We start from the raw sequence: 25,788 nt of genomic DNA, 5'->3' as shown, positions 1-25,788 counted from the left end.
ATTCAACCGGGAGATAACATTGATCCGCGTACTGGTAGCCGAAGACCACACCATTGTCCGCGAGGGCATCAAGCAGTTGATCGGTCTGGCCAAGGACCTGTCCGTGGTGGGGGAGGCCAGCAATGGCGAACAACTGCTCGAAGTCCTGCGCCATACGCCCTGCGAAGTGGTCCTGCTGGATATCTCGATGCCGGGTGTCAACGGCCTGGAGGCCATCCCGCGGATTCGCGCGTTGAACAATCCCCCGGCGATCCTGGTGCTGTCCATGCACGACGAGGCGCAGATGGCGGCTCGGGCCCTCAAGGTCGGTGCCGCCGGCTATGCGACCAAGGACAGCGATCCGGCGCTGTTGCTGACGGCGATCCGCAAGGTCGCGGCCGGCGGTCGCTACATTGACCCGGACCTGGCCGACCGCATGGTCTTCGAAGTCGGCCTGACCGATTCGCGACCACTGCACGCCTTGCTCTCGGAGCGCGAGTTTTCGGTATTCGAGCGCCTGGCCCAGGGCGCCAACGTCAACGACATCGCCCAGCAACTGGCCCTGAGCAGCAAGACCATCAGCACCCACAAGGCGCGGTTGATGCAGAAGCTCAACATCACCTCCCTGGCCGAACTGGTGAAATACGCGATGGAGCACAAGTTGCTCTGAGGCGGAATTCCCTGACCTTGTAGGAGCGAGCTTGCTCGCGATGGACGTTAACGATAACGCGGGAAGTCTGATGCCCCGCGGAGCCTGGGTCACCATCGCGAGCAAGCTCGCTCCTACAAAAACAGGTATGCACATATCCATTTGCGACAGCCTTGGATGGTCGTCTGACGATGTTCCGGGCCTCTCCGTCGAGAGCGCTTCATGGGCTTATCCAATCCCGCCATCCTTGTAGGGCAATCCCTACCCCAATTCTTCCAGACGGCTGAGGACAATCTCTCCCGCCCCCCGATTTGCGCTGCCATCAGCCTTCACTAGGCTTAGCCCCACGGCAGTCCAAAACAAAAAGGTGAGGGTATGAGCGAGGTTGATTCAAGCGCTGGGGCGAACGATGTACTGGTCAGCTTTCGTGGCGTACAGAAAAGCTACGACGGTGAGAACCTGATCGTCAAAGACCTCAACCTGGACATTCGCAAGGGCGAATTCCTGACCCTGCTCGGGCCTTCCGGTTCTGGCAAGACCACCAGCCTGATGATGCTGGCCGGGTTCGAAACCCCGACCGCCGGCGAGATCCTGCTGGCCGGCCGCTCCATCAACAATGTCCCACCGCACAAACGCGACATCGGCATGGTGTTCCAGAACTACGCCCTGTTCCCGCACATGACCGTCGCCGAGAACCTGGCGTTCCCGTTGACCGTGCGCGGTTTGAGCAAGACCGACGTCAGCGAGCGGGTCAAGCGGGTGCTGGGCATGGTCCAGCTCGACAAGTTCGCCCAGCGCTACCCGGCGCAGTTGTCCGGTGGCCAGCAGCAGCGGGTGGCGTTGGCCCGGGCCCTGGTGTTCGAGCCCCAACTGGTGCTGATGGACGAACCCCTCGGTGCACTGGACAAACAGTTGCGCGAACACATGCAGATGGAAATCAAGCACCTGCACCAGCGCCTCGGCGTGACCGTGGTCTACGTGACCCACGACCAGGGCGAAGCCCTGACCATGTCCGACCGCGTGGCGGTGTTCCACCAGGGCGAGATCCAGCAGATCGCGCCGCCGCGCACCCTCTACGAAGAACCGAAGAACACCTTCGTCGCCAACTTTATCGGCGAGAACAACCGCCTCAACGGCCGCCTGCACAGTCACAGCGGTGATCGCTGCGTGGTCGAGCTCGGCCGTGGTGAGAAGGTCGAGGCACTGGCGGTGAACGTCGGCAAGACCGGCGAGCCGGTGACCCTGTCGATCCGTCCGGAACGCATCAGCCTCAATGGCTCCAGCGAGTCTTGCGTCAACCGCTTCTCGGGCCGCGTGGCCGAGTTCATCTATCTGGGCGACCACGTGCGCGTGCGCCTGGAAGTCTGCGGCAAGACCGACTTTTTCGTGAAACAGCCCATTGCCGAGCTGGACCCAGCCCTGGCGGTCGGCGACGTCGTACCTATCGGCTGGCAAGTGGAGCACGTTCGCGCGCTCGATCCGTTACTGGACGCCAGTTGATCGCGGTAACCCAAGAGGCGAATCCATCGCCCCGTGCTTCACCAACCTGCACTGTGGAGAGAAGAATAAATGCTTAAATCCCTGAAATTCAGCGCCCTGACCCTTGGGCTGATGTGCGCGGCAAATGCCATGGCGGGGCCCGACCTGACCGTGGTGTCCTTTGGTGGCGCGAACAAGGCCGCACAGGTCAAGGCGTTCTATGCGCCGTGGGAGGCGGCGGGCAAGGGCAAGATCGTGGCCGGCGAGTACAACGGTGAAATGGCCAAGGTCAAGGCCATGGTCGACACCAAGAGCGTGTCCTGGGACCTGGTAGAGGTCGAGTCGCCGGAACTGTCCCGCGGTTGCGACGAAGACATGTTCGAACCCCTCGACCCGGCGCTGTTCGGCAAGGGCGAAGATTACGTCAAGGGCGCCATCCAGCCTTGCGGCGTGGGCTTCTTTGTCTGGTCGACGGTACTGGCCTACAACGCTGACAAAGTGAGCAGTGCACCGACCAGCTGGGCGGATTTCTGGGACACCAAGAAATTCCCCGGCAAGCGTGGCCTGCGCAAGGGCGCCAAGTACACCCTGGAATTCGCCTTGATGGCTGATGGCGTGGCGCCGAAAGACGTCTACAAGGTACTGGCCGGCAAGGATGGCCAGGATCGTGCGTTCAAGAAGCTCGACGAGCTGAAGCCGAATATCCAGTGGTGGGAAGCCGGTGCACAGCCGCCGCAGTACCTCGCCTCCGGCGACGTGGTGATGAGCTCGGCCTACAACGGCCGGATCGCCGCGGTACAGAAAGAAAGCAACCTGAAAGTGGTCTGGAACGGCGGCGTCTATGACTTCGACGCCTGGGCGATTCCAAAAGGCCTGAAGGGCGAGCGTCTTGAAGCGGCGAAGAAATTCATCGCCTTCTCGGTGATGCCGCAGCAGCAGAAGGTCTACTCGGAAAACATCGCCTACGGCCCGGCCAACATCCAGGCGGTCCCGTTGCTCGATAAAGCCATCCTGAAAGACATGCCGACCACCCCGGAAAACATCGCCAACCAGGTGCAGATCGACGTTGCCTTCTGGGCGGATAACGGTGAGCAGCTGGAACAGCGCTTCAACGCCTGGGCTGCCAAGTAACACAGCAGGTCCCAAGAACAGCGGGCGGTGCGCGGCAACGCGACACCGCCCGCTGTAACAATAAAAGAATTCCGGAGTTCGCCATGGCCCTCACCGTTCCTCTGAACGAGGTCACCAGTCCCACCTTGAAGCAGCGCCTGGCGCGTGCCGAGCGGGTCAACCGCTGGAAGGCCCAGGCCTTGATTGCACCGCTGGTGCTGTTTCTGTTGCTGGTGTTCCTGGTGCCCATCGTGGCGCTGCTCTATAAAAGTGTCGGTAACCCGGAAGTGGTCGGCGCCATGCCGCGCACCGTGGTCGCCGTCGCCGCCTGGGACGGCAAGAGCCTTCCCGGCGAGCCGGTCTACAAGGCCTTGAGCGAAGACCTCGGCGACGCCCGCAAGAATCAGACCCTGGGCGATTTGTCCAAGCGCCTGAACATGGAACTGGCCGGCTATCGCAGCCTGTTGACCAAGACCGCGCGCGCCCTGCCGTTCAAGACCGAACCGGCCTCCTATAAAGAAGCCCTGGAAGCCCTCGACGAACGCTGGGGTGATCCGGCGTACTGGCAGGCGATCCGGCGCAATACCAGCAGCATCACCCCTTATTACCTGCTGGCGGCCGTCGACCATCGGATCGATGACCTCGGCGAACTGGCCCCGGCCACCCCGGACCAGGCGATCTACCTCGATATCTTTGCCCGCACCTTCTGGATGGGCCTGGTGATCACCGCCATCTGCCTGGTGCTGGCCTACCCGCTGGCCTACCTGCTGGCGAACCTGCCGTCGCGGCAGAGCAACCTGTTGATGATCCTCGTGCTGCTGCCGTTCTGGACTTCGATCCTGGTGCGGGTCGCGGCCTGGATCGTGCTGTTGCAGTCCGGTGGCCTGATCAATAGCGCGTTGATGGCCATGGGGGTGATCGACAAGCCGCTCGAGTTGGTGTTCAACCGCACCGGCGTCTACATCTCCATGGTGCACATCCTGCTGCCGTTCATGATCCTGCCGATCTACAGCGTGATGAAGGGCATCTCGCCGACCTATATGCGCGCGGCAATCTCCCTGGGCTGTCATCCGTTCGCCAGCTTCTGGCGGGTGTACTTCCCGCAGACCTATGCCGGCGTGGGCGCGGGTTGCCTGCTGGTATTCATCCTGGCGATTGGTTACTACATCACCCCGGCCCTGCTCGGTAGCCCGAACGACCAGATGGTCAGCTACTTCGTCGCCTTCTACACCAACACCAGCATCAACTGGGGCATGGCGACCGCCCTGGGTGGCCTGCTGCTGCTGGCGACCGTGGTCCTGTACCTGATTTACAGCCGGTTGGTGGGCGCCAGCCGCCTGCGCCTGAGCTAAGGAGAATAAGAAATGCTGAGTCCCTACATGTCGCCCGTCGAGCGGGTCTGGTTCTACAGTTTGCGCACCCTGTGCGGGCTGATCCTGCTGTTCCTGATCCTGCCGGTGCTGGTGATCATCCCGCTGTCGTTCAACTCGGGCAGTTTCCTCGTCTATCCGCTGCAAGGCTTCTCGCTGCACTGGTATCAGGACTTCTTCGCCTCGGCGGAGTGGATGCGGGCCTTGCGCAACAGCATCATCGTCGCTCCGGCGGCCACGGCGCTGGCAATGGTCTTCGGGACCCTGGCGGCGATCGGCCTGACCCGGGGCGATTTCCCGGGCAAGCCGCTGGTGATGGCCCTGGTGATCTCGCCCATGGTGGTGCCGGTGGTGATCATCGGTGTGGCCAGCTACCTGTTCTTCGCTCCCCTGGGGCTGGGTAACAGTTTCTTCTCGTTGATCGTGGTGCATGCGGTGTTGGGCGTGCCCTTTGTGATCATCACTGTGTCGGCGACCTTGCAGGGTTTCAATCACAACCTGGTACGCGCCGCGGCCAGCCTGGGGGCCTCGCCACTGACGGCGTTCCGCCGGGTGACCTTGCCGCTGATCGCGCCAGGGGTGATTTCCGGGGCGCTGTTTGCCTTTGCGACCTCGTTCGACGAAGTGGTGGTGACCCTGTTCCTTGCCGGCCCCGAACAGGCGACCCTGCCCCGGCAGATGTTCAGCGGCATTCGCGAGAATCTCAGCCCGACCATCGCCGCGGCGGCGACCTTGCTGATTGTCTTCTCGGTGATCCTGCTGCTGACCCTGGAATGGCTGCGTGGACGCAGCGAGAAATTGCGCACCACCCAAGTCTGATAAAGGCATCTTCTGGCGACTCTGTCATTCATCATTCTGGATGACAGAGCGAAGCCAATCCCGGTTATGCTTGCCCGTGCCCTGATCATCACGACAAGAAGGCTGCGAGCATGAGCATTTCCTCATTCAAGATCGCCCATAAACTGATCACCGGCCGTGGCGCCATCGAGCAATTGGCCGATGAGCTGACCCGGCTGAATGTCGACCATCCGTTGATCGTGACCGATGCCGCACTGGTCAAGTCAGGGACCGTCGAGCTGGCACTGGCTCACCTGGGTGGGCGCACCTATGCAATCTTCGACCGTGTGCTGCCCGACCCGGAAATCGCCATTGTCGAGGACTGCATGCGGGCCTACCGCGACGGTGGGCACGACGGCCTGATCGGCCTGGGCGGTGGCAGCGCCATCGACATCGCTAAAAGCGTGGGTGCCTACGCCGGTTATCACGGGGCCCTGGAGGATCTGTTCGGCATTGACCAGGTGCCGCGCAAGGGGCCGCCGCTGATCGCCATCCCCACCACCGCCGGCACCGGCTCCGAGGTGACCAATGTCGCCATTCTCTCCGACAAGCAGGCCCAGCTGAAAAAGGGCATCGTCAGCGATTACCTGCTGCCGGATGTGGCACTGGTCAGTCCGCAGATGACCCTGACCTGCCCGCGCAGCGTCACCGCCGCCAGTGGCGTCGATGCCTTGGTCCACGGGATTGAAGCCTACCTGTCACTCAATGCCTCGCCGATTACCGATGCCCTGGCCATTGGCGCGATCAAGCTGATTGCCACGGCGCTGCCCAAGGCCTACGCCAACCCCTCCAACCTCCAGGCCCGTGAGGAAATGGCCACCGCCAGCCTGATGGCCGGGATGGCTTTCGGTAATGCCGGCGTCGGTGCCGTACATGCCCTGGCCTATCCGTTGGGCGGACGCTTCAATATCGCCCACGGGGTCAGCAATGCCCTGTTGCTGCCCTATGTCATGAGCTGGAACAAGATCGCCTGTGTCGAGCGCATGCGTGACATTGCCATCGCCATGGGCGTCAATGTCACGGGTCTGAGCCTGATCGAAGCGGCCGACAAGGCCGTCGCCGCCATGACCGATCTGTGCGCCGCGGTGGAGATTCCCGCCGGTCTCGCAAGCTTCGGCGTACCCCTGGACGCGATCCCGGCCATGGCCGAGGAGGCGGCCGCTACCGAGCGTTTGATGCGCAACAATCCCCGTCGCCTGAGCGCGGTGGACATCGAAAAGATCTACCGCGCCGCTTACTGAGGGCTTTGGCTCAAGCATTCCAGGCTTGCATGGCCAATCGTCGCGGTCACGGTGGGCGGGGCAAAGCGGGCGGTATACAATGCCCGCCATCGTGATTCTGCTCAAAAAAGGTGCGTCATGCAGCCCTTCGTCATTGCTCCGTCGATTCTCTCCGCCGATTTCGCCCGCCTGGGTGAAGAAGTGGACAACGTGCTCGCTGCCGGAGCCGACTTCGTGCACTTCGATGTCATGGACAACCACTATGTGCCTAATCTGACCATCGGCCCGATGGTCTGCGCGGCACTGCGCAAGTACGGCATCACCGCGCCCATCGACGCACACCTGATGGTCAGCCCGGTGGACCGCATCGTCGGCGACTTCATCGAAGCCGGTGCGACCTACATCACCTTCCACCCGGAAGCCACGCTGCACGTCGACCGTTCCCTGCAACTGATCCGCGAAGGCGGTTGCAAGGCCGGCCTGGTGTTCAACCCGGCCACACCCCTGGATGTGCTCAAGTACGTGATGGACAAGGTCGACATGGTCCTGCTGATGAGCGTCAACCCGGGTTTTGGCGGGCAGAAGTTCATTCCCGGCACCCTCGACAAGCTGCGTGAAGCGCGAGCCCTGATCGATGCCTCTGGCCGTGATATCCGTCTGGAAATCGACGGCGGCGTGAACGTCAACAATATCCGCGAAATCGCCGCGGCCGGTGCCGACACCTTTGTCGCCGGCTCGGCGATCTTCAACGCCCCGGACTACCGTGAAGTCATCGAGAAAATGCGCGCCGAACTGGCGCTGGCTCGATCATGACCGTATTCGAGCAGCTTTTTCCGGGCCGTTTGCCCAAGCTGGTGATGTTCGATCTGGATGGGACGCTGGTGGATTCGGTGCCCGACCTGGCCCTGGCGGTGGATAAAATGCTGCTCGCCCTCGGGCGTCCGGTGGCCGGGCTGCACGCGGTGCGCGAGTGGGTTGGCAACGGCGTGCTGGTCCTGGTACGTCGGGCGCTGGCCGGTCATATCGATCACTCGGGCGTCGACGACGACGAAGCCGAGCAGGCGTTGGCGATCTTCATGGAGGCCTATTCCGGTGGTCATGACCTGACCCAGGTCTATCCCGGCGTGCACGAAACCCTGAGCTGGATGCACAAGCAGGGCATGGAAATGGCCCTGATCACCAACAAGCCGGAGCAGTTCGTCGCGCCCTTGCTGGATGAAATGAAACTGGGACGGTTTTTCCGCCTGATCATCGGCGGCGACACCTTGCCGCAGCGCAAGCCCGACCCGGCGGCGCTGTTCCATGTGATGAAAATGACTGGTATCCCGGCCTCGCAGTGCCTGTTTATCGGTGACTCGCGCAGTGATGTGCAGGCCGCCAAGGCCGCCGGCGTCACCTGCGTGGCCCTCAGCTATGGCTACAACCATGGCCGGCCGATCGCCGAAGAAGAGCCCGCGCTGGTCATCGACGATCTGCGGGCGCTGATTCCCGGTTGCCTGGAAGCTGGCGCTGAGCTAATGTCGGTGGACTCTGTTCAATCCCCTCCTGGAAACGCCATCGTGGTGGTTACTCGCAAACTCTGGATGAAAGTCATCAAGGCCCTGGCCCGCTGGCGTTGGCGCGCCTGACTTGATCCTGGCCGCGACTCATGCGGCGCGTTTGCATACCTGACTGTTCGACCCTCAAGCCACGAGGCATATGATGACCCGCGAAGAATTCCTGCGTTTGGCCGCTGCCGGCTACAACCGCATCCCGCTTGCCTGCGAAACCCTGGCCGACTTCGATACCCCGTTGTCGATCTACCTGAAACTGGCCGACCAGCCCAACTCCTACCTGCTGGAGTCGGTGCAGGGCGGCGAGAAATGGGGCCGTTATTCGATCATCGGCCTGCCGTGCCGCACCGTGCTGCGGGTGCACGACCACCAGGTCAGCGTGACTCACGACGGCGTCGAGATCGAGCGTTGCGAGGCCGAGGATCCGCTGGATTTCGTCGAGACCTTCAAGGCGCGCTACAACGTGCCGACCATCGCCGGGTTGCCGCGTTTCAACGGCGGGCTGGTGGGCTACTTCGGTTATGACTGTGTGCGTTATGTGGAAAAGCGTCTGGGTAAATGCCCGAACCCGGATCCACTGGGCGTACCCGATATCCTGTTGATGGTTTCCGACGCCGTGGTGGTCTTCGACAACCTGGCGGGCAAGATGCACGCCATCGTCCTGGCCGATCCGTCCCAGGACAACGCCTACGAACAAGGCCAGGCGCGTCTGCAGGAATTGCTGGAACAACTGCGCCAGCCGATCATTCCGCGTCGCGGCCTGGAACTCGACCGGCCACCGGCCGCCGACCCGGTGTTCCGTTCGAGTTTCACCCAGGGTGACTACGAGCGGGCAGTCGACACCATCAAGGAATACATCCTTGCCGGTGACTGCATGCAGGTCGTGCCGTCGCAGCGCATGTCCATCGATTTCAAGGCCGCGCCCATCGACCTGTACCGGGCGTTGCGCTGCTTCAACCCGACGCCGTACATGTACTTCTTCAACTTCGGCGACTTCCATGTGGTCGGCAGTTCGCCGGAGGTGCTGGTGCGGGTCGAAGACAACCTGATCACCGTCCGCCCCATCGCCGGTACCCGTCCACGGGGTGCTACCGAGGAAGCCGACCTGGCCCTGGAAGACGACCTGCTGTCCGACGCCAAGGAAATCGCCGAGCACCTGATGCTGATCGACCTGGGCCGCAACGACACCGGTCGGGTGTCCGAGATCGGTTCGGTGAAGCTGACCGAGAAGATGGTGATCGAGCGTTACTCGAATGTGATGCACATCGTGTCCAACGTCACCGGGCAACTGAAGAGCGGCCTGACGTCCATGGACGCCCTGCGCGCGATCCTGCCGGCGGGCACGCTGTCCGGTGCGCCGAAGATTCGCGCGATGGAAATCATCGATGAACTGGAGCCGGTCAAGCGCGGTGTGTATGGCGGCGCGGTCGGTTACTACGCCTGGAACGGCAATATGGACACCGCCATCGCCATTCGGACCGCGGTGATCAAGGACGGCGAGCTGCATGTGCAGGCCGGTGGCGGCATCGTCGCCGACTCGGTGCCGGCGCTGGAGTGGGAAGAAACGCTGAACAAGCGTCGCGCGATGTTCCGTGCTGTCGCCCTCGCTGAACAAACCCCCGCGTCCGACGCCTGAGGAGCTTTTTGTCATGTTGCTGATGATCGATAACTACGACTCGTTTACCTACAACGTCGTGCAATACCTCGGTGAGCTGGGCGCGGACGTCAAGGTCGTGCGTAATGACGAATTGACCGTGGCCGAAATCGAAGCCCTCAAGCCGGAACGCATTGTCGTCTCTCCAGGCCCGTGCACGCCGACCGAGGCGGGCATTTCCCTGGAGGCCATCAAGTATTTCGCCGGAAAGCTGCCGATCCTCGGGGTCTGCCTCGGTCACCAATCCATCGGCCAGGCCTTTGGCGGCGATGTGGTGCGGGCCCGCCAGGTGATGCACGGCAAGACCAGCCCGCTGTTCCACGAAGGCAAGGGCGTGTTCGCCGGTTTGAACCTGCCGCTGACCGTTACCCGCTATCACTCCTTGATCGTCAAGCGCGAAACCTTGCCGGACTGCCTGGAGCTGACCGCCTGGACCCAACTGGAAGACGGCTCGGTCGACGAGATCATGGGCCTGCGGCACAAGACACTGAACATTGAAGGGGTGCAATTCCACCCCGAGTCGATTCTCTCCGAGCAGGGCCACGAGCTGTTCGCCAACTTTCTCAAACAGACCGGCGGCACGCGCTAAGGAGTTTTCATGGATATCAAGACAGCCCTGGGCCGTATCGTCGGCCATCTGGACCTGAGCACCGAAGAAATGCGCGACGTCATGCGTGAAATCATGACCGGGCAATGCACCGAGGCGCAGATCGGCGCCTTTATGATGGCCATGCGCATGAAGAGCGAAAGCATCGACGAGATCGTCGGCGCGGTCTCGGTGATGCGCGAGTTGGCCGACAAGGTCGAGCTCAAGACCCTCGACGGCGTGGTCGATGTGGTCGGCACCGGCGGTGACGGGGCGAATATTTTCAACGTGTCCACCGCTTCCGCCTTTGTGGTGGCCGCTGCCGGTTGCACTGTGGCCAAGCACGGCAACCGCGCGGTCTCGGGTAAAAGCGGCAGTGCCGACCTGCTCGAAGCCGCCGGTATCTACCTCAACCTGACCCCGGTCCAGGTGGCGCGTTGCATCGACAATGTCGGCATCGGCTTCATGTTCGCCCAGACCCATCACAGCGCCATGAAGTACGCCGCCGGTCCGCGCCGCGATCTCGGCCTGCGCACCTTGTTCAACATGCTCGGCCCGCTTACGAATCCGGCCGGCGTGAAACATCAGGTGGTCGGTGTCTTCACCCAGGCCTTGTGCCGGCCATTGGCCGAAGTGCTGCACCGCCTGGGTAGCAAGCATGTATTGGTGGTGCATTCCCAGGATGGCCTGGACGAATTCAGCCTTGCCGCGCCGACCTTTGTGGCGGAGCTGAAAGATGGTGCAATAACTGAATACTGGGTTCAGCCGGAAGACTTGGGTATAAAAAGCCAGAGTCTATTTGGCTTGGTGGTCGAGAGTCCGGCGGCATCCCTGGAACTGATCCGCGATGCCCTGGGTCGTCGCAAGACCGAGAACGGCCAGAAGGCCGCCGAAATGATCGTGCTCAATGCCGGCGCCGCGCTGTATGCCGCCGACCATGCCAGCAGCCTCAAAGAAGGCGTAGCCTTGGCTCACGATGCACTGCACACCGGCCTTGCCCGGGAAAAACTCGAAGAGCTGGGCGCGTTCACCGCCGTATTCAAGCAGGAGAATGAAGGATGAGTGTGCCAACCGTTCTGGAGAAGATCCTCGCCCGCAAGGCCGAGGAAGTGGCTGAGCGCCGCGCCCGTGTGAGTCTGGCCGAGCTTGAGACGCTGGCACGGGCCGCCGATGCGCCGCGTGGTTTCGCCCAGGCGCTGATCGGGCGTGCGAAGCAGAAGCAGCCGGCGGTGATTGCCGAAATCAAGAAGGCTTCGCCGAGCAAGGGTGTGATCCGCGAGAACTTCATTCCGGCCGATATCGCCCGCAGCTACGAAAAGGGCGGGGCGACCTGCCTGTCGGTGTTGACCGACGTCGACTATTTCCAGGGTTCCGACCTTTACCTGCAACAGGCGCGCGCGGCGTGCAAGTTGCCGGTGATCCGCAAGGATTTCATGGTCGACCCGTATCAGATCGTCGAAGCCCGTGCCCTCGGCGCCGATTGCATCCTGCTGATCGTCGCGGCGCTGGACGACGGGCTGATGGCCGAACTGGCCGCGGTAGCCAAGGGCGTCGGTCTCGATGTGCTGGTGGAATCCCATGACGCCGCCGAACTGGAGCGGGCCTTGAAGGTCCTCGACACGCCGCTGATCGGGATCAACAACCGCAACCTGCACACCTTTGAGGTCAGCCTGGAAACCACCCTCGACCTGTTGCCGATCATCCCTCGGGATCGTTTGGTGATTACCGAGAGCGGTATTCTCAACCGGGCGGATGTCGAGCTGATGGAAATCAGCGAGGTCTATTCGTTCCTGGTAGGCGAGGCCTTCATGCGCGCGGACAGCCCGGGCGATGAACTGCAGCGGCTGTTTTTCCCCGAGCGTGGTGCACCGGCCATCAGCGGTTCGACCCTCGACTGACCGGGACTTGCTATCAGGATGACCTCGATGCCCCTGGCTGTTGCCCTCACCGTAGAAGCTGGACTGCGCGCCGAGCAGGATTTGCTGGCCTCGGTCTGTGCCGGTGAGCAGGATTGGGGGTTGTTGTTCTGGCAACCCAGCGACCGTGCCCTGGTGATGCCACGGCGCTTGAATCGTTTGCCGGGGTTCGACGCGGCGTGCGATGACCTGGCGGCCACCGGCTGGCCGGTATTGCTGCGTGAAACCGGCGGCGAGCCGGTGCCGCAGTCCGGCGCCACGGTCAATATTGCCCTGGTGTATGCTCCGCCCCGTCACGAAGGTGACCAGAATCGTATCGAAACCGGTTATCGGCGCCTGTGCCAGCCGATCTGCGATGCCCTCGATGAGCTGGGGGGCGTGTCATCCCTGGGCGAAATCGACGGTGCGTTTTGCGACGGCCGCTTCAACGTCAACCTCAATGGCCGCAAGATGGTCGGCACCGCCCAGCGCTGGCGCCAGAGCCAGGGTGGCACTCGGCCGGTGGGGTTGGTGCATGGGGCGATGCTGATGGATAACGAGCGCGATTCGATGGCGGCGGCGGTCAATCGCTTCAACCAGGCCTGTCAGCTGGATGCCCGGGTCAGGGCGCAAAGCCATGTCGCCTTGCATGAGGTGTATGCCGCGCCGCTATTCCTTGAGCGGCTCAGCGAGCTGTACCAACAGATGTTGCAGGATATCTTCCAGCCTTAACGGGTGCCGAATACCACCATGGTCTTGCCTTTGACGTGCACCAGGTTTTGCTCTTCCAGATCCTTGAGCACCCGTCCGACCATCTCCCGCGAGCAGCCGACGATCCGGCCGATTTCCTGGCGGGTGATCTTGATCTGCATACCGTCGGGGTGGGTCATGGCATCGGGTTGCTTGCACAGTTCGAGCAGGCAACGGGCAACACGACCGGTGACGTCGAAGAACGCCAGGTCACCGACCTTGCGCGTGGTGTTGCGCAGGCGTTGGGCAATCTGGCCGCTGAGGGCGTAGAGAATATCCGGGTCTTGTTGGGCCAGTTCGCGAAACTTGCAGTAGCTGATCTCCGCCACTTCGCATTCGACCTTGGCCCGCACCCAGGCGCTGCGCTCCTGTTCATGGCCGGCCTGCTCGAACAAACCCAGTTCACCGAAAAAATCGCCGGCATTGAGGTAGGCGATGATCATTTCCCGTCCGTCGTCATCTTCGATCAGGATCGTGACCGAGCCCTTGATGATGAACGACAGGGTTTGCGAACGATCACCGGCACAAATGATATTGCTCTTGGCCTGGTAGCGGCGGCGCTGACAATGCATCAGCAGTTTGTCGAGGTTCTTGATCTTGGGGGAGGAAGCGGAAGCCAGAGCAACCATGGTGGTATCCCGAAAAGACTGCGCGGTGTGGTTTGTTTTTTTAGGCATAGCTGCAACGCTGGCAGAACGCCAGCGATTTGGCGCCAGCATAACAGAGGCATTGTGTGGAAAATGGGGAATTTAGGTGGCTGACTAACCGGTCGTCGCCCGTTGTCGGCTTCCTGTCGGAGCGGGGGGCTGTGCTAAGCTGGCTCCCTTTTTTCAGCAGTGGAGTCTAGGTGATGAAGGCACGCATCCAATGGGCTGGCGAAGCCATGTTCCTCGGAGAGTCCGGTAGCGGGCATGTGGTGGTCATGGACGGTCCGCCGGAAAGCGGTGGTCGCAACCTGGGCGTTCGTCCCATGGAAATGCTGCTGTTGGGCCTGGGCGGTTGCAGCAACTTCGATGTGGTCAGCATCTTGAAGAAAGCCCGTCAGCCGGTTGAAAGCTGCGAAGCCTTTCTCGAAGCCGAGCGCGCGACTGAAGATCCCAAGGTATTCACCAAGATCCACCTGCATTTCGTGGTCAAGGGCCGTGGCCTGAAGGAAGCCCAGGTCAAGCGGGCGATCGAGCTGTCGGCGGAGAAATACTGCTCGGCTTCGATCATGCTCGGTGCTGCTGGCGTTGCCATCACTCACGACTACGAGATCATCGAACTCGGCTGAGTCGACATTCAACTATCATAAAGTCCATGCAGACTCTGGCGAGCACTCGTTCAGGTCTGCATAGCGCGCCACTTTTTTCAGGGCGCCCGGCCAGCAGCACGCCTGCGGCCGCGGATCCGAACAGCAACCAGAGTCGCCATCGCGAAGAGGTGTTAACCGTCCTACGCAGCTGTGTCGTTCACAACTGACGGGCATGCTTGATCACGCGGCGGTGCCGCATCGACATAGAGAGTTTCCAACGGTGAAAAGCAAACTCAAGCTCCACGGGTTCAACAACCTGACCAAGACCTTGAGCTTCAACATCTATGACATCTGCTATGCGGAAACCCCGCAGGACCAGCAGGCCTACGTCGAGTACATCAACCAGGAATACGACGCGGAACGCCTGACGCAGATCCTCACGGAAGTGGTGGATATCATTGGTGCCAATATCCTGAACATCGCGCGTCAGGACTACGACCCTCAAGGTGCCAGTGTCACTATCCTGATCTCCGAGCAGCCGGTGACGCCAACCGACAGCCAGATCGAAGAATCCCCGGGCCCGTTGCCCGAGACCATCCTGGCTCACCTCGACAAGAGCCATATCACGGTGCATACCTACCCGGAAATCCATCCGGTCGACGGTATCGCGACATTCCGTGTGGACATCGATGTGTCGACCTGCGGCGTCATCTCACCGCTCAAAGCCCTCAACTACCTGATTCACCAGTTCGACTCGGATATCGTCACCGTCGATTATCGCGTGCGCGGTTTCACCCGTGATGTCGAAGGCCGGAAACATTTCATCGACCACGAGATCAACTCGATCCAGAACTATCTCTCGGAAGACAGCCGCAAGAGCTATCAGATGACGGATGTGAACGTTTACCAGGAAAACCTGTTCCACACCAAGATGCTGCTCAAGGACTTTGAACTGGACAACTACCTGTTCGGTGACGCCACCAGCAACCTCTCGGCGGAACAGCGCAGCCAGGTGACTGAACGGGTGAAACACGAAATGCTGGAAATCTTCTACGCGCGAAATATGCCGACGTAGGTTTTTCGGCCGACAAAAAGAAGGGCGCCCCTGTGGCGCCCTTCTTTTTGTCGGCTCCGTGGCGGAGTCGCGGTGGGTCAGATGCGGTAGGTGCTCTTGGTCATGACCTTGGCCAGCAGGCTCATGCCGAACTTCACCGGGGCCGGGAAGCGGAAACCGCCAGCGTTCAGTGCGGATTCGGCGTGATGTTCTTCGTCGATGCGCATCTGCTCGAGGATCGCCCGGGACTTTTCGTCCTCGGCCGGCAACTGTTCCAGGTGTTCGTTCAGGTGCTTGCACACCTGGTCTTCGGTGGCGGCGACAAAACCCAGGCTGACTTTGTCGCTGATCAGCCCGGCGGCGGCGCCGATGCCGAAGGACAAGCCATAGAACAGCGGGTTGAGCACACTGGGATGACTGCCCAGCTGGCGGATGCGTTGTTCGCACCAGGCCAGGTGATCGACTTCTTCTTCAGCGGCCTTTTCCATGGCGGCGCGGACGTGGGGCAGCTTGGCGGTCAGGGCCTGGCCTTGATAAAGCGCCTGGGCACAGACTTCCCCGGTATGGTTGATGCGCATCAGGCCGGCGACGTGACGGCTGTCGTCCTCGCTCAGCGACGCGTCGGGCTGCACGATGGCCGGCGACGGACGGTAAGGCTGGCCGCTGAACGGCAGCAGGGTGCGCATGGCGGTATCGGCTTGCAGCAGAAGACGGTCAATCGGCGAGTAGTGACGTTGGGTAGTCATGCTGACCTCCGGGAAAAATCTCGGCCTGCAGTTTACCGCAATCGAGAGCGGAAGGTTTGCGTTGGGTCATCGGGGGATGTTGCTGTAGTCCGCAATATTGCAGACACCGCGAACCTTGTAGGAGCTTGGCTTGCCAGCGATGGCGTCCGAAAGAGCGATGCAAGACTCAAGGGCCTCATCGCTGGCAAGCCAGCTCCTACAGGGGATTGCGATTATCTTGGGGATATCAGCCCGGCGGCCAATGCATCTGGCGCTGACCCAGCACATGCATATGGATGTGATAGACGGTCTGCCCACCTTCTTCATTGCAGTTCATCACCACACGAAAGCCTTTCTCACAGCCCAGTTCCAGGGCCAGGCGCTGGGCGGTGAACAGGATATGCCCGGCGAGGGCCTTGTCCTCTTCGGTCAGGTCATTGAGCGTGCGTACCGGCTTTTTCGGAATGACCAGGAAATGCACCGGCGCCTGTGGGGCGATATCGTGGAAGGCCAGGACCTGGTCATCCTCGTAAATGATCTTCGCGGGTATTTCTCTGTTGATGATCTTGGTGAACAGAGTATCCACAGCTGTTTCTCCATTGAGTGGGTCGGGCCAGAGTCTGTACGGACAAGGCCGTGAGTTCAAGTTTCAGCGCGGACAATAGGCCTTGGTCACGACACCGGCGAGCTTGCGCATCGCCCAGCGCGGCATCAGGCGCGGAGCTCGGGCCAGCCAGCGGTTACGCCAGCCGGGAATGATCACTGCGCGGTTCTTGTCCAGCGCGCGCACGGCGTACAACGCCACTTCTTCGGGGCTCATCATCAGCTTGCTGTTCGAAAGCTTTTCGACGGCCAACTGTGCTGTGCGAAAGAACGCGGTCCGGGTCAGGCCCGGGCAGAGTACCGACACCTTGATGCCGGTTTTCTTCAGCTCTTCGCGCAGACCTTCGGAGAAGTGCAGCACATAAGCCTTGCTCGCGTAATAGCTGCTCATCCAGGGCGCGGGATGAAACGCCGCGACGGAGGCGACGTTGAGGATCTGCCCGCCACCCTGTATTGCCATGAGATTACCCAGGGTATGACAAAGTCGGGTCAGGGCGAGGATGTTGACCTCGATCAGATCCTGCTCCGTCCCCCAATCCTGGGCCAGGAACGGGCCGCAGGTGCCGAGGCCGGCGCAGTTGACCAGCAGGTCGATCTGCCGCTCACCTTCTTCCAGTTCCAGCAGAAAACCGGAAAGGCGCAGCGGCTCGCTCAGGTCGCAGGCACGAAACAGCACCTCGACGCCGAAGCGTTGGGTCAGTTCGAGGGCAATGGTTTCCAGCTGATCACGCTGGCGGGCCACCAGAATCAGGCTGCGGCCGCGGCGCGCGAGGGCTTCGGCCAGTGCCAGGCCGATGCCGCTGGAGGCGCCGGTGATCAGGGCGTAACGGGTCATGCAGTTCTCCATCACAACGGCGGCGAGCCTTGGGACAGAGGGTCGCAGGCTCAGAAACCGTTATTCTTTTTCATCTTTGTCATAGTCTACAGCGGGCGGAGCGGATTCGGCTGCTGCATCGCTGGAGCTGTCGGCGTCATCGCTGTTGACGGCATCGCTGCTTTCGGAATAGCTGGCCGATTCCGTGTTGTATCTTTCCAGGTTGGTCAGGCCACCGGTCACGGCTACAACGCCAAAGATGACCCCGCTGACGACCGAGAGCACGGCCAGGACCTTGACCGCGGTGCTGTTGGGCGGTGGCGGTGCACCGTATTGGTTGGCGCCGGCATTGCCGGGGCAGAACATCAGCACGAAGGGGAACAGGCTGCCGACGAAGGGGACCAGCGTCAGTAGCCAGAGCCAGCCGGACCAGCCGATATCGTGCAGGCGCTGCACAGCGATCTGTACGGAAAAAATCACGAAGGCAATCAGGGCCGCACCACCGAGCACCACACCAATGACGATCGCCGTATTCACGGAGGCTGCCGCGGCGCCCATGGCGAAGGCGAAGATCGCGCCTGCCACCGGGAGGGTCACGAACATCAGCACCATGCTCCAGGCCAGGTAGCGCAGCCGACCGATACGCCCGTTTGTGGTGAAGGCCTTGAGTTGGCCGAAGGCCGGGAGGTTGTCGCCGACCCGGGCTTGTGGCGGGGCGTAGGGGGATTGGTAAGTCGTGGTGTCCGGTGGCGGTGTGCTGGCCGGCAGGTCATCGATATCCGCCAGGCTCAGTTCAACGGTAGGTGGTTCGGCCTCCAGGCGCGCCTCGATACCGGTTTTGCGCAAGGCTTGCAGGTAGGACTCGGCCTCAGCGGCCGAAAGGTCGCGCTTAAGGGCGACCGGCTGGCCGCTGAACAAACGTTCCACCGAAGCGACGTCGGTCTTGAACAGCGCGGCCAGGTTGAACTGGGCGGTGGTTTTGTCCACGCCGGCCTGCAAGGCGCCGTCGAACACGATTTTGAAGCGGTTGTCGCTCATGAAGGGCGTCCTTGTCACAAATCATTGGCGTTGCAGGGCAAGCCTGCAACACAGATATTACGGGCGTGGCCAGTGCCGGGGCAACTCTGCTGCCAGCGCCTGGGCCTTGCGGTACTCGGCCTCGAGCCGGGCGACCAACTGGTCGACACTGGGCAAATCATCGATACCCCCCACCCCCTGGCCGGCCGACCAGACGGTTTTCCAGGCCTTGGCCTCGTCGCTGATGGGCTTGAGCTTGGAGCCGAAGTTGACTTCACCCTTGCCTTGCAGCGCGGCGAGGTCGAAGCCGGCGTTTTCCAGGCTCTGGCGCATAAAGCTCGCGGGCACCCCGGATACCGCCGCAGTGTGCACGATATCGACTGCCTGGGATGTGAGCAGCATCTCTTTATACGCGTCGGATGCATGACTTTCCGTAGTGCCGATAAATCGCGTGCCGAAGTAGGCCAGATCCGCGCCAAGCAACTGCGCGGCGAGAATCTCGTGACCATGGTTCAAACAACCGGCCAGCAGCAGGGTTTTGTCGAAGAACTGGCGGATTTCGGCGATCAGGGCAAACGGACTCCAGGTGCCGGCATGGCCACCGGCACCGGCCGCCACGGCAATCAGTCCGTCGACACCGGCCTCGGCGGCTTTTTCGGCATGGCGGCGGGTAGTCACATCGTGGAACACCAGGCCACCGTAGCTGTGTACGGCGTCCACCAGTTCCTTGACCGCGCCCAGGCTGGTGATGACGATCGGCACCTTGTGTTCGATGCAGATCTGCAGATCCGCCTGTAGCCGTGGGTTGCTGTTGTGCACGATCAGGTTGACGGCGTATGGCGCCGGATTATCCAGGGTCGCCAGGCCCGCTTCGATTTCCTCCAGCCAGGCCTTGAAGCCGCTGCTTTCGCGCTGGTTCAGGGCCGGGAAACTGCCCACCACCCCATTGCGGCAGCAGGCGAGCACCAGTTGTGGGTTGGAAATCAGGAACATCGGCGCGGCCACCGCGGGCAAGCGCAGGCGTTGTTCGAGCAGGGCGGGCAGCGACATGGAGAGTGCTCCGATCAGGGATGGGTGACGTGTAGCTAGAACGGTCGGACAACGACCAGAATGACAATAGCCAGCAATAGCAGAACCGGCACTTCATTGAACCAGCGATAAAAGACATGACTGCGGGTGTTTTCGCCACGGGCAAAACGTTTCACCTGGGCGCCGCACATATGGTGGTAGCCGATCAGCACCACCACCAGGGTCAGTTTGGCGTGGATCCAGCCGCCCTGGCTGAAGAGGCTCGGGTTGAGAGCGATCAGCCAGCCGCCGAAGATCAGCGTGGCGATCATCGCCGGGCCCATGATCCCGCGATACAGTTTGCGCTCCATGACGCTGAAGCGTTCGTTGCTGACGCTGTCCTCGCTCTGGGCGTGGTAGACGAACAGGCGTGGTAGATAGAACAGGCCGGCAAACCAGCAGACGACACTGACGATATGAAAGGCTTTGACCCACAGATAGAGCATTTTTAGTTATTCCCAGGTTCACGGTAGGTCGAATAGTAGAGGCTTGAGCGTCCGCACGTCACCTTGACGGTTGTCGCAGGCGCGCGCGGCCCCTATTATCGTGGGCTTTCCAGTGGTTTCGTTGAGGGTAGGTCATGGTCAAGGTCGGTATCGTCGGCGGCACGGGTTACACCGGTGTCGAATTGCTGCGTCTGTTGGCACAGCATCCGCAGGCAGAAGTGGCAGTCATCACTTCGCGATCCGAGGCGGGCCTCGCCGTGGCCGATATGTACCCGAACCTGCGTGGCCACTACGACGGCCTGGCGTTCAGCGTTCCGGACATCAATGCCCTTGCTGCCTGCGACGTGGTGTTCTTCGCCACGCCCCATGGTGTGGCCCATGCCCTGGCCGGTGAGCTGTTGTCCGCCGGTACCAAGGTGATCGATCTGTCCGCCGACTTCCGTCTGCAGGACGCCGAAGAGTGGGCCAAGTGGTACGGCCAACCCCATGGTGCCCCGGCGTTGCTGGAAGAGGCGGTCTACGGTCTGCCGGAAGTGAACCGCGAGAAGATCAAGCAAGCCCGTCTGATTGCCGTGCCGGGTTGCTATCCGACCGCGACCCAGTTGGGTTTCCTGCCGCTGCTTGAGGCGGGACTGGCGGATACCACGCGGTTGATCGCTGACTGCAAGTCGGGTGTCAGCGGTGCCGGTCGCGGTGCCAGTGTCGGTTCGCTGTACTCGGAAACCTCCGAAAGCATGAAGGCCTATGCGGTCAAGGGGCACCGTCACCTGCCGGAAATTCGTCAGGGACTGCGCCGCGCTGCCGGCCATGATGTGGGCCTGACCTTCGTGCCGCACCTCACGCCGATGATCCGGGGTATCCACTCCACGCTATACGCGACCGTGGTCGACCGCTCGGTGGATCTGCAGGCGCTGTTCGAGGAGCGTTATGCCAACGAGCCGTTCGTCGACGTGATGCCAGCTGGTAGCCATCCGGAAACCCGTAGCGTGCGTGGCGCCAACGTCTGCCGGATTGCCGTGCACCGTCCGCAGGATGGTGACCTGGTGGTGGTGTTGTCGGTGATCGACAACCTGGTCAAGGGCGCTTCGGGCCAGGCGGTGCAGAACCTGAACATCCTGTTCGGTCTGGACGAGCGTCTGGGCCTGTCCCATGCCGGCATGCTGCCGTAAGGCGTCGCTCGCGTTCACCAAGAAGGCCCGTTTAACGGGCCTTCTTGCATTCTGTGAGGTCGCCCGGGTTGATTGATATACCATAACAATAGTTGACCGCTTTTCTAGGAGAAGCGGATAATGCCCGTCATCACGCATTATGGCGGCGTAACGCCGGGAGATAGTCAGCATGAGCGTCGAATCCTTCACCCCCACGGCTTTGCAATTCACCCACGGTGCCGCGCACAAGGTGAAGAGCCTGGTCGATGAAGAGGGCAATGATCGCTTGAAGCTGCGCGTATTCGTTACGGGCGGCGGTTGTTCTGGGTTTCAGTACGGTTTCACCTTCGATGAAGAAGTGGCCGATGACGACACCATCGTCGAGCGCGAAGGCGTCAGCCTGGTGGTCGATCCGATGAGCTTCCAGTACCTGGCAGGCGCAGAGGTGGATTACCAGGAAGGCCTGGAAGGCTCGCGGTTTGTGATCAAGAACCCGAATGCCACCACCACCTGTGGTTGCGGGTCGTCGTTCTCGATCTGATCATTGCTTGTGCTTTACCCTAAACGCCGCGAATTTCGCGGCGTTTTGCTGTGTGTCAGGCCGGGTAGATCGCGCCCAGTACCCGCAGGCCGCGGGCACCGGTGACGCTGGGGCGATTGGCGGCGATGCCGTCAAGGCAGCACCGGGCCAGCCAGGCGAAGGCCATGGCTTCGACCCAGTCGGGGTCCACGCCGTGGGTGGCGGTGCTGGCAACCCGAGTGGCCGGCAGCAATTGGCTGAGTCGAGCCATAAGTGCCGCGTTATGGGCGCCGCCGCCACAGACCAGCAATTCTTCGGTGTTCTCCTGGGCGCCAGTCAGTGACTCGACGATGGCCCGTGCGCTGAGTTCGAGCAAGGTGGCCTGGATGTCTTCGGCCGCGAGGGGCGGCAGGTGACTCAGGTGCTGTTTCAGCCAGGGCAGGTTGAACACCTCGCGGCCGGTGCTTTTCGGCCCCTTGGTCTGGAAGAACGGGTCGCTGAGCAGTGCCTGCAGCAGGGCGGGCTCCACCTGGCCGCTGGCCGCCCATTGGCCGTTACGGTCATAGGATTCGTTGCGTTGATCCTGAATCCAGGCGTCGAGCAGCACGTTGCCAGGGCCGCAGTCGAAACCGGAGACCGCCTTGTCGGGCTCGATCAGGCTCAGATTGCTGAAACCGCCGATATTCAGTACCGCGCGATGGCCTGCGCGTTCTTCGAAAAGTGCTTCATGGAAGGCGGGAACCAGTGGCGCGCCCTGACCGCCGGCGGCCACATCGCGGCGGCGGAAGTCGCCGACGACGGTAATACCGGTCAGCTCCGCCAATAAGGCCGGGTTGCCGATCTGCACGGTAAAGCCGCGTGCCGGTTCGTGGCGGATAGTCTGGCCGTGACTGCCGATGGCGCGAATGGCGCCCGGCGCGAGCCCTTGTTGCTCCAGCAGGGTATTGATGCCCTGGGCGGCGAGGGTCACCCAGTTCTGCTCGGCGATGGCGCAGCGGGCTATTTCGTCGGGGCCGCTGGCGCACAGGCCAAGCAACTCGACGCGCAAGGCCTCGGGCATGGGAATGTAGTGGCTGGCCAGCAGCCGGATGGAACCGTCGAGCGCTACCAGGGCAATGTCCAGCCCATCGAGACTGGTTCCGGACATCACACCTATGTAGAGCATTGTGGTTTACCGTTTGGCCGAGGCGACTTTGCTGGGTTTTTCCTGGTTCATGCGCGCCATCAATGGCTGGCTCTGTTGCAGGAAGCGGGCGCGTTCGGACTTGGCGATCGGATCGGCCATGGGCAGTTTCTGGCCCAGCGGGTCGACGTGCACGCCATTGACCTGGAACTCGTAATGCAGATGCGGGCCGGTCGACAGGCCGGTGGTGCCGATATAGCCGATCACCTGGCCCTGCTTGACGTTGCTGCCGGTCTGGATGCCCTTGGCAAAACCCTGCATATGACCGTACAGGGTCCGGTAGGTATTGCCGTGCTGGATGATCACGGTGTTGCCGTAGCCGCCGCGACGACCAGCCAATATCACCTTACCGTCGCCGGCGGCCTTGATCGGCGTACCGCGCGGGGCTGCGTAGTCGACGCCTTTGTGGGCGCGGATCTTGTTCAGGATCGGGTGCTTGCGGCCCATGGAAAAGCGCGAGCTGATGCGGGCGAAGTCCACGGGGGTGCGGATAAAGGCCTTGCGCATGCTGTTGCCGTCAGCGGTGTAGTAGTTGCTGACGCCTTGCTTATTGGTGTAACGCACGGCGGTGAAGGTCTTGCCACGGTTGGTAAAGCGTGCGGAGAGGATGCTGCCGGTGCCGACGGTCTTGCCGTTGAGCACTTTCTGTTCATAGATCACTTCGAATTCGTCGCCGGGGCGGATGTCCTGGGCGAAGTCGATGTCGTAGCCGAATACATGGGCCATTTCGCGGGTCAGGCTGTGGGGCATGCCGGCACGTTGGGCAGAGAGCGACAGCGAGCTGTTGATCACGCCGTGCACGTAGGCTGAACGAACCACCGGCTGGGTGATCACGCGCTTGAAGGTGAAGCCTTTCGCGCCCTTGGTCAGGGTGATGGTCTCAAGGTCGCTGACCTGGCTGTGCAGGTTGGTCAACTGGCCGTCGGGAGTCAGTTCGAACTGCAGGACCTGGCCATGCTTGAGCTGGGAAAACAGCTTGGCTTGTTTATCGCTGGCCAAGACCTCATGTACTGAAGCAGCAGGCAGCCCGACCTTTTCGAACAGCGTGGAAAGCGTGTCGCCGCGGGCTACGGTGACCTCCCTATGGCCGGGGAGCTTTTTTTCCTCGGGGGCCGGGGCCGGAGCGGTCTTGGCGGTTTCCTGGGTGTCTTCGGCGCTGTTGTCGATCTGGGCGAAAGGCGATGGATTGCCTTCATTTGTGGCTTGATCGAGTTCGACGGCGTCTTTGTCTTGTGTCAGTTGATCGGCTGGGGTTTCCAGCTCCAGGTTCAGCGTTGTCTTCTTGGCTTCTACGTCACTGGAAGGAAATACCAGTAGCGCCAGGCTGAGAAGGGCGGCGATCCCACTTGCGGCCAGCAGGTGGGTCTTCGGATAAAGCGGGGGCGCTTTAGTCGGCTCTGTGGTCATAGGTAATTTGACTTTGAAGAAGATGAATTGGAAAAGATGAATGACATGATGAAGATGAAATAACTGTATAAAATATAACCAAATCATCCCTGAAGCAAGTCTGTCATGTGCGGACGGGTGTTTCGTGCCCGTATGCCGGGCAAAACTTGTATTTGGGCGGCGATCTTGTATGGTTGGTCCCCTTTGAATCTGAGCCTTGCAGGTTGGTTATGAAGTCGGTTGAAGAGCAGCTCGCGCTGATCAAGCGTGGTGCGGAAGAGGTGTTGGTCGAGTCCGAATTGGTCGAGAAGCTCAAGCGTGGCCAGCCGCTGCGTATCAAGGCCGGCTTCGACCCGACGGCACCGGATCTGCACCTGGGGCACACAGTCCTTATTAACAAGCTGCGCCAGTTCCAGGATCTGGGGCATCAGGTGATCTTTCTGATCGGCGACTTCACCGGCTTGATCGGTGATCCGAGCGGCAAGAGCGCCACGCGTCCACCGTTGACCCGTGAACAGGTTCTCGAGAATGCCGAGACCTACAAGGCCCAGGTATTCAAGATCCTTGATCCGGCCAAGACCGAGGTGGCGTTCAACTCCACCTGGATGGATCAGATGGGGCCGGCGGACTTCATTCGCCTGACGTCGCAGTACACCGTGGCGCGCATGCTCGAGCGCGACGACTTCGACAAGCGCTATACCAACAACCAGCCAATCGCCATCCATGAGTTCCTCTACCCGCTGGTACAGGGCTATGACTCCGTTGCGCTGCGCGCGGATGTCGAGTTGGGCGGTACCGACCAGAAGTTCAACCTGCTGATGGGGCGTGAGCTGCAACGCGCCTACGGTCAGGAGGCCCAGTGCATTCTCACCATGCCATTGCTCGAAGGGCTGGATGGCGTGAAGAAGATGTCCAAGTCTTTGGGGAACTATGTCGGGATTCAGGAAGCACCGGGTGTCATGTACGGCAAGCTGGTATCGATCCCGGATGCGCTGATGTGGCGTTACTTCGAGTTGTTGAGCTTCCGCTCGATGGATGAGATCAATCAGCTGCGCAAGGATGTCGAGGCGGGTGCCAACCCGCGTGATGTCAAGATCAAGCTGGCTGAAGAGATCGTCGCGCGTTTCCATGGTGAGGAGGCTGCGGCCAATGCTCATCGTGCGGCAGGTAATCGCATGAAGGAAGGCGAGTTGCCGGATGATCTGCCTGAAGTTGAAATCAGTGCGACTGAAGACATGCCGATTGCTGCCGTCCTCAATAAGGCCGGTCTGGTGAAGAACTCGGCGGTCGCTCGTGATCTGCTGGGTTCCGGTGGCGTGCGTATAGATGGTGAGGTTGTCGATCGCGCCTTTATATACAAGCTCGGTGCTACCCATGTTTGCCAGGCCGGTAAGAAAGCGTTTGCGCGGATTACCCTCAAGGCCGAGTAATGCTGCTTTATAGATAGAAACCAAGACTATGGGAGCCGCAGGCTCCCATAGTCGTTTTTGCGGTGCTTTTGACCTTTG

The 25,788-nt window shown here is 61.3% G+C and carries 27 protein-coding genes; 18 read left to right on the top strand and 9 right to left on the bottom strand.

Annotation, left to right across the window (positions count from 1 at the left end; all coding sequences use genetic code 11):
• Positions 1–19: 19 nt before the first annotated feature.
• The 13 genes from M5C71_RS19840 (at position 20) to M5C71_RS19780 (ending at position 13,064) form a co-directional block, all read left to right on the top strand.
• Entirely contained in the window at positions 20–649 is a 630-nt protein-coding gene (locus M5C71_RS19840; RefSeq protein WP_100940518.1) for a response regulator transcription factor, read from the top strand.
• A 354-nt stretch (positions 650–1,003) separates the two neighbouring features.
• On the top strand, positions 1,004–2,128 hold the full coding sequence (locus M5C71_RS19835) for an ABC transporter ATP-binding protein (protein ID WP_103495722.1): 1,125 nt from the start codon (positions 1,004–1,006) through the stop codon (positions 2,126–2,128).
• A 69-nt stretch (positions 2,129–2,197) separates the two neighbouring features.
• A complete protein-coding gene (locus M5C71_RS19830) occupies positions 2,198–3,238 on the top strand; it encodes an ABC transporter substrate-binding protein (RefSeq protein ID WP_248746569.1) in 1,041 nt (346 codons plus the stop codon).
• 83 nt (positions 3,239–3,321) lie between these two features.
• On the top strand, positions 3,322–4,569 hold the full coding sequence (locus tag M5C71_RS19825; RefSeq protein WP_103495724.1) for an ABC transporter permease: 1,248 nt from the start codon (positions 3,322–3,324) through the stop codon (positions 4,567–4,569).
• A gap of 12 nt (positions 4,570–4,581) precedes the next feature.
• On the top strand, positions 4,582–5,406 hold the full coding sequence (locus M5C71_RS19820) for an ABC transporter permease (RefSeq protein ID WP_103495725.1): 825 nt from the start codon (positions 4,582–4,584) through the stop codon (positions 5,404–5,406).
• 110 nt (positions 5,407–5,516) lie between these two features.
• Positions 5,517–6,665: an iron-containing alcohol dehydrogenase gene (locus M5C71_RS19815; RefSeq protein ID WP_248768564.1), complete on the top strand. Its 1,149-nt coding sequence runs from the start codon at positions 5,517–5,519 to the stop codon at positions 6,663–6,665.
• Between the two features lie 117 nt (positions 6,666–6,782).
• Positions 6,783–7,457 carry a ribulose-phosphate 3-epimerase gene (gene rpe, locus M5C71_RS19810; protein WP_100940512.1) on the top strand — a complete coding sequence of 225 codons (675 nt, stop codon included), beginning with the start codon at positions 6,783–6,785 and terminating at the stop codon, positions 7,455–7,457.
• Positions 7,454–8,272 carry a phosphoglycolate phosphatase gene (locus M5C71_RS19805; RefSeq protein ID WP_248768563.1) on the top strand — a complete coding sequence of 273 codons (819 nt, stop codon included), beginning with the start codon at positions 7,454–7,456 and terminating at the stop codon, positions 8,270–8,272. The genes rpe and M5C71_RS19805 overlap by 4 nt, the downstream gene beginning before the upstream one ends.
• A 73-nt stretch (positions 8,273–8,345) precedes the next feature.
• Positions 8,346–9,833 carry an anthranilate synthase component I gene (gene trpE, locus M5C71_RS19800; protein ID WP_103495729.1) on the top strand — a complete coding sequence of 496 codons (1,488 nt, stop codon included), beginning with the start codon at positions 8,346–8,348 and terminating at the stop codon, positions 9,831–9,833.
• A 13-nt stretch (positions 9,834–9,846) separates the two neighbouring features.
• Positions 9,847–10,440, top strand: coding sequence for an aminodeoxychorismate/anthranilate synthase component II (locus M5C71_RS19795; RefSeq protein WP_103495730.1), 594 nt, complete (start codon positions 9,847–9,849; stop codon positions 10,438–10,440).
• A gap of 9 nt (positions 10,441–10,449) precedes the next feature.
• Entirely contained in the window at positions 10,450–11,499 is a 1,050-nt protein-coding gene (trpD, locus tag M5C71_RS19790; protein WP_103495731.1) for an anthranilate phosphoribosyltransferase, read from the top strand.
• Positions 11,496–12,335: an indole-3-glycerol phosphate synthase TrpC gene (trpC, locus tag M5C71_RS19785; protein WP_103495732.1), complete on the top strand. Its 840-nt coding sequence runs from the start codon at positions 11,496–11,498 to the stop codon at positions 12,333–12,335. The genes trpD and trpC overlap by 4 nt, the downstream gene beginning before the upstream one ends.
• A gap of 27 nt (positions 12,336–12,362) precedes the next feature.
• Complete coding sequence (locus tag M5C71_RS19780; RefSeq protein WP_103495733.1) at positions 12,363–13,064, top strand: lipoate--protein ligase family protein; 702 nt, start codon at positions 12,363–12,365, stop codon at positions 13,062–13,064.
• Here the strand turns inward: M5C71_RS19780 and crp are convergent.
• The gene (gene crp / locus M5C71_RS19775) at positions 13,061–13,711 is read right to left on the bottom strand and encodes a cAMP-activated global transcriptional regulator CRP (protein ID WP_103495734.1); all 651 of its coding nucleotides are present in this window, start codon (positions 13,709–13,711) and stop codon (positions 13,061–13,063) included. The two genes, M5C71_RS19780 and crp, sit on opposite strands and share 4 nt — an antisense overlap.
• Positions 13,712–13,932: 221 nt before the next feature.
• Here crp and M5C71_RS19770 point away from each other — a divergent pair, with 221 nt between their 5' ends.
• Together M5C71_RS19770 and speD are read left to right on the top strand one after the other, a co-directional pair.
• Entirely contained in the window at positions 13,933–14,355 is a 423-nt protein-coding gene (locus M5C71_RS19770; RefSeq protein ID WP_103495735.1) for an OsmC family protein, read from the top strand.
• Between the two features lie 241 nt (positions 14,356–14,596).
• Positions 14,597–15,391, top strand: coding sequence for an adenosylmethionine decarboxylase (speD, locus tag M5C71_RS19765; RefSeq protein ID WP_103495736.1), 795 nt, complete (start codon positions 14,597–14,599; stop codon positions 15,389–15,391).
• Between the two features lie 77 nt (positions 15,392–15,468).
• Here speD and coq7 read toward each other — a convergent pair whose 3' ends face one another.
• The 6 genes from coq7 to hemJ form a co-directional block, all read right to left on the bottom strand.
• The gene (gene coq7 / locus M5C71_RS19760) at positions 15,469–16,116 is read right to left on the bottom strand and encodes a 2-polyprenyl-3-methyl-6-methoxy-1,4-benzoquinone monooxygenase (protein ID WP_103495737.1); all 648 of its coding nucleotides are present in this window, start codon (positions 16,114–16,116) and stop codon (positions 15,469–15,471) included.
• Positions 16,117–16,342: 226 nt separating this feature from the next.
• Complete coding sequence (locus tag M5C71_RS19755) at positions 16,343–16,681, bottom strand: histidine triad nucleotide-binding protein (RefSeq protein ID WP_007947975.1); 339 nt, start codon at positions 16,679–16,681, stop codon at positions 16,343–16,345.
• Between the two features lie 63 nt (positions 16,682–16,744).
• Positions 16,745–17,533: an SDR family oxidoreductase gene (locus M5C71_RS19750; protein ID WP_103495738.1), complete on the bottom strand. Its 789-nt coding sequence runs from the start codon at positions 17,531–17,533 to the stop codon at positions 16,745–16,747.
• A gap of 60 nt (positions 17,534–17,593) precedes the next feature.
• A complete protein-coding gene (locus tag M5C71_RS19745) occupies positions 17,594–18,550 on the bottom strand; it encodes a DUF805 domain-containing protein (protein ID WP_103495739.1) in 957 nt (318 codons plus the stop codon).
• A gap of 57 nt (positions 18,551–18,607) precedes the next feature.
• Positions 18,608–19,579, bottom strand: coding sequence for a nitronate monooxygenase family protein (locus M5C71_RS19740; protein WP_248768562.1), 972 nt, complete (start codon positions 19,577–19,579; stop codon positions 18,608–18,610).
• 35 nt (positions 19,580–19,614) lie between these two features.
• Positions 19,615–20,043, bottom strand: coding sequence for a protoporphyrinogen oxidase HemJ (gene hemJ / locus M5C71_RS19735; RefSeq protein WP_248768561.1), 429 nt, complete (start codon positions 20,041–20,043; stop codon positions 19,615–19,617).
• 134 nt (positions 20,044–20,177) lie between these two features.
• Between hemJ and argC the strand changes: the two genes are divergently transcribed.
• Together argC and erpA are read left to right on the top strand one after the other, a co-directional pair.
• Positions 20,178–21,212 (top strand): N-acetyl-gamma-glutamyl-phosphate reductase, encoded by a 1,035-nt coding sequence (gene argC / locus M5C71_RS19730; protein WP_103495742.1) that lies wholly within the window; start codon positions 20,178–20,180, stop codon positions 21,210–21,212.
• Between the two features lie 169 nt (positions 21,213–21,381).
• On the top strand, positions 21,382–21,732 hold the full coding sequence (gene erpA, locus M5C71_RS19725) for an iron-sulfur cluster insertion protein ErpA (protein ID WP_007906865.1): 351 nt from the start codon (positions 21,382–21,384) through the stop codon (positions 21,730–21,732).
• A gap of 55 nt (positions 21,733–21,787) precedes the next feature.
• Here the strand turns inward: erpA and M5C71_RS19720 are convergent, their stop codons facing one another.
• The gene (locus tag M5C71_RS19720) at positions 21,788–22,876 is read right to left on the bottom strand and encodes an anhydro-N-acetylmuramic acid kinase (RefSeq protein ID WP_248768560.1); all 1,089 of its coding nucleotides are present in this window, start codon (positions 22,874–22,876) and stop codon (positions 21,788–21,790) included.
• 6 nt (positions 22,877–22,882) lie between these two features.
• Positions 22,883–24,301: a peptidoglycan DD-metalloendopeptidase family protein gene (locus tag M5C71_RS19715; protein ID WP_103495744.1), complete on the bottom strand. Its 1,419-nt coding sequence runs from the start codon at positions 24,299–24,301 to the stop codon at positions 22,883–22,885.
• A gap of 209 nt (positions 24,302–24,510) precedes the next feature.
• On the opposite strand from M5C71_RS19715, the gene tyrS reads away from it, so the two are divergent.
• Positions 24,511–25,710: a tyrosine--tRNA ligase gene (gene tyrS, locus M5C71_RS19710; protein ID WP_103495745.1), complete on the top strand. Its 1,200-nt coding sequence runs from the start codon at positions 24,511–24,513 to the stop codon at positions 25,708–25,710.
• Positions 25,711–25,788: the final 78 nt, after the last annotated feature.

The organism is Pseudomonas sp. MWU12-2345, assembly GCF_023242385.1.
Classification (GTDB): Bacteria; Pseudomonadota; Gammaproteobacteria; order Pseudomonadales; family Pseudomonadaceae; genus Aquipseudomonas; species Aquipseudomonas gingeri_D.
Note: the sequence above shows the minus strand (reverse complement) of the source record. Positions and strands in the feature narration are given on the sequence as shown.